2 protein-coding genes and 1 pseudogene are annotated in these 4569 nt (G+C 38.1%); 2 read left to right on the top strand and 1 reads right to left on the bottom strand.

The genetic code is table 11. The annotated features are described in order from the left end of the window. Positions 1-743 (bottom strand): annotated as a pseudogene (locus Q1553_RS07250) (hypothetical protein); the annotation flags it as partial. Between the two features lie 257 nt (positions 744-1000). Between Q1553_RS07250 and Q1553_RS07255 the strand changes: the two are divergent. Next, entirely contained in the window at positions 1001-2584 is a 1584-nt protein-coding gene (locus tag Q1553_RS07255) for a flagellin B (protein ID WP_115551276.1), read from the top strand. Positions 2585-2659: 75 nt separating this feature from the next. Then, positions 2660-4569: motility associated factor glycosyltransferase family protein (locus tag Q1553_RS07260; RefSeq protein WP_300842864.1), on the top strand; the 1910-nt coding region annotated here is incomplete at its 3' end.

Genomic DNA, 4569 nt, shown 5'->3' on the forward strand with positions numbered 1-4569 from the left:
TAAATATAAAAGCTCACATACATTGCCAAATCCAAATTCCCACGTTCCAAAAGCCGCTTCAAAACCCCAAGCCACACAGGAAAATTCTCACGCCATTTCAAATCGTTAAAATAATGCTTAACATTCCAAAAAATATGCATACTCCATAAAAAAATGGATTTTTTCTTTCTATCAGAAATCTGCCAAAAATACCCCTCCTCCAAAGCCTCTTTTTGAATCTTTAAAATCCAATCAATGGGGAGTTGATAATAAAAGCAAAAATCTAACACAAAGACATTGAGCCCCTCCATATATTGCTCAACCAAATCCAAATAAATAATATGCCGCAAAAAGAACTTAATCGCCTCTTCCCTATCGCCTCTAAGCAACATTGCCACGCTAATACAATTAATAAACACCAATCGCTCATAGTCAGATTCCGTGCTTTTGACATAACTTACCAAATCTATGAAGCTATCAAACCGCGCGTCTTGTGGAATCTCATAATCTGCACCACAACCCCCAAAGATTCCAAAGCACCATAAAAGATTATAATCAGGAATATCGCCTTTATGATAAATCAAATCTAATGCTTTTTGTCGCAACAATGCGATAATTTCTAAGCGCGTTGCAGATTCTAGCTCCTCTTGCCCTTGCTTCCCAAGGGAGCGAATCAGCAAGATTACCTCATCAAGTGCTGTTTTATAACTTGCCGCCTTTAATTTTGTTAAAATTTCTTGTCCAATTAATTGTGTAGGTTGCATTGTTCGTCTTTAGTTTTAGGATTCTGTAAATATCGGCGGATTTTAGCAAAACTTTAGTTAAAATCAATAATTTTGGTTATTTTGTCCCTGCAAATCTGCAATGCAAGATTCCGTATTTATGGTTTTACACATTGCCACAATTCTTCACAGAATCTCACAACGACAGAGAATTATCTCTTTTGTGAAGCACAATTTTAAAAAGTGGAACACCATTTGCTTTATCCTCTGCAAATTCAAATTTTTGCAAAGGATGCATAATGAGTTATAGGATATACACCAATGTGAATGCGTTAAACGCGCACACTTCAGGAATTGTGAATAATCGCAATATGTCAGAATCGCTAGAGAAATTAAGCTCTGGCTTACGAATCAACAAAGCAGCAGATGACGCTTCAGGAATGGCGATTGCCGATAGTTTGCGTTCTCAAGCTGCCGCTCTTGGACAAGCTACCAACAATGCTAATGACGCAATCGGTATGATTCAAACTGCAGATAAAGCGATGGACGAGCAAATCAAAATCTTGGATTTAATCAAAACCAAAGCAACACAAGCTGCACAAGACGGACAAACTAGAACAACAAGAAATGCTCTCCAAAGTGATATTTTAAGACTTATGGAAGAATTGGATAATATTGCAAATACTACAAGCTTCAACGGGCAACAAATGCTCTCTGGTGCTTTTACGAACAAAGAATTCCAAATTGGTGCTTATTCTAACACCACAGTAAAAGCTTCTATTCAGCCAACAAACTCTCACAAAATTGGACATGTCCGCTATGAAACTGCTGCTGAAATGTCTGTAAGTGCTGGAACAAGCAGTTTAACAGAAGTTACACTTAGATTCTTAAACACCGATGGCACAAACAACTATGCAATTGAATCTGTGAGAATCTCTACAACTGCTGGAACAGGAATCGGTGCTCTTGCGGAAGCAATCAACAAAAACTCTGACACATTAGGCGTGCGTGCGACTTATATCGTGCAAGGACAAGGAGCAGGCGCGATTGGTTCTGGAACCGTACGCGGACTTACAATCAACGGAATCAAAATCGGAGACATCAATGATGTAATGAAAAACGACTATGATGGCAAGCTCATTGCTGCAATCAATGCACAAAAAGAGCGCACAGGGGTGCAAGCCTCTCTTAGTATCTCGGGCGCATTGCAACTCACAAGCAACGACGGACGCGCAATTTCTGTGCAAGTAGATGGTGGCTCACACGTGATTAATGGTGTCAATAGTGCAAATGCTCCTCTAACTGCTGGTGGTTCTTTTGCTGGAGTTTCAGGCACAACACACGCAATTGTTGGACGCTTAACCTTGATTCGCCTTAATGCAAGAGATATTTTAGTCTCTGGTGCAAATTTCTCTCAAATTGGTTTGCACTCTGGCGCAGCAAACATTGCAGCAGGCTCTGGATTAGCACAATACACCGTCAATCTCCGTAGCGTCAATGGAGAGTTTGGCGCAGATATTGCCTCTGCGATTGGTGCGAACTACAATACTGCAGTAGCATTTGTCAATAAAGGTGGAATCGGAGCAGGTGTAACAAGTATGGAAGGTGCAATGGCAGTTATGGATATGGCACAATCTGCGCAAGAACATCTAGATAGAATCCGTGCAGATTTGGGTTCTGTGCAACAACAACTTGTTGTAACCATTAACAACATTACCGTAACACAAGTCAATGTCAAATCTGCAGAATCTCAAATCCGTGATGTGGATTTCGCAAGCGAATCTGCAAACTTCTCTAAAACAAACATTCTAGCGCAATCTGGAAGCTTTGCAATGGCGCAAGCTAACCAAGTGCAACAAAATGTTCTTAAACTTTTACAATAACTAAAGCCCAACTTTTTGGGCTTTTTTGCTATAATCTTTTCCGTATTTTATTTTCACCAAACTTAAGGAATCCCTATGTCCCAATCTCTAAATTCCCGTTTTGATAAAAATCTTAAAGCCCTCTTTAAAGTCAATCCCTTACTCGCAGCACAACTCCAAATTTTAGAACCCAATAAAAAATACGAAGTCTATATCGGGCAAGACCCTTTGAATATTAATATTTACGACAAGGAAAACAAAACTGCACTTTATGCCAAAGAACCGCTAGTGCAAACATTAGAAAAAATGAAAGAATTTGAACCTTTCAAGCTCTATCCGTTTTTTTATTTTTTTGGCTTTGGCAATGGAATCTTTTATCGTCTCTTACTCAATGAAAATTCAAAAACGATAAAAAAACTTTTTATTTTTGAGCCAGAGCTAGAAATCATCTATATTGCGCTAAATTTCGCAGACTTCAGTGCAGAAATTGCAGCGGGAAAACTTTTGATTTTTTGGACGGGAACAATAAGTTTTGGGGAATTAGATTCATATTTGGCAAGTGAGGGACAATGGATTTATTCTCGCATTTACAACTTACATCTTTACAATAGCTATTATGGACGATACGATAAAGAATGCTTGAATTTAAACTCAATCATCACTCGCTCTCTAGGACACCACGTCATTTCTGTGGGGAACGATTCCACAGACGCACTCATCGGGCTAGAACACCATTTACAAAACTTACCCGAAATGATTACAACACCCTCTATGAAAGAGCTTATTTCAAAAGCCAAAAACACAAATACCGCTGTGATTGTTTCCACAGGACCTTCGCTTTATAAGCAATTACCGCTTTTAAAGCAATATGCACCTTATCTCACAATTTTTTGTGTAGATGCTTCTTTCCCAATTCTTACTAAACACGGAATTAAACCCGATATTGTTGTAACACTAGAACGTGTAGAACCTACTGCGGATTTTTACAAAAAAACTCCAAAATCCGCGCAAAAAAATATCATTTTCGCACTTACAAGTATCGTGCATCAAGAAACAAGCAAAGCAATTACACAAGGCATAAAAACTTATAGTATGCGCCCATTTGGCTACACAAGATTTTTTGATTTAAAAGAATATGGTTATGCAGGAATCGGAATGAGTGCCGCAAATATGACTTATGAATTAATTGTGCATAGCAAGTTTGAAAGGTGTATTTTTATCGGGCAGGATTTAGCCTTTGCACCTGATGGCAAAACGCATTCCAAAGACGCGATTTTTGGCGAAAACGAATCCCAATACAAAAAATCCGATAACACGTTAGAAAAAATTTTAGTCCCTGCTTATGGTGGAGAAGGCTTCGTAGAAACAAGCAGTGTTTGGAAAATGTTTTTGAATTTCTTTGAAAAAGACATTGCCGAAACACCTTATCCACTAGAAGTGATTAATGCCACAGAGGGAGGAGCAAGGATAGAGGGGACAAAAGAGATTCCATTCCAAGAAGTGCTAGAATCCCTACCAAAAGTAAAAAAATCTCTTATTCAGCTTACACCACCTACCAAAGCAGAAATTGCTGCCAACAAAAAACAAATGGAAGCAAAAGTGAAAGAATTTTTAGACTATGGCTACAAAAAGAAAAAAATGGTAGAAAAACTATTTTTAAGAGTTGTCAAAATGACAGAAGAGTTAGAACGATTGAATCGTGAAAATAAACTAGAAAAAATCAATTTTACCAAAATGGATAAATTGCTAGAGGAAATTGATGATGTCAAAAATTTCTTTTTAGAAGACGCTTTTATTAAAGTTTTCATTGACGCTGTGCAATCCTACATCGTGCATCAAGAATTAGAATTTGCTAAAATTGTCGTGCGCCCTGTGCATACCCTTATTGAAAAGCAAGTCAAACAAATTGATTGGCTTTATGCACATAAATATTGGCTTTTTTCTCTTGCAGGTGGAATGGACGCAGCTTTAGAGACTGCTAAACGCGCAGCTAAAACTTGGATGAA

This window comes from Helicobacter sp. UBA3407, assembly GCF_949747025.1.
Lineage (GTDB): Bacteria > Campylobacterota > Campylobacteria > Campylobacterales > Helicobacteraceae > Helicobacter_D > Helicobacter_D ganmani.

Bases quoted from the DNA above. Each gene is read 5' to 3' on its own strand.
- Q1553_RS07255 (WP_115551276.1), top strand. From the start codon at position 1,001: ATGAGTTATAGGATATACACCAATGTGAATGCGTTAAACGCGCACACT.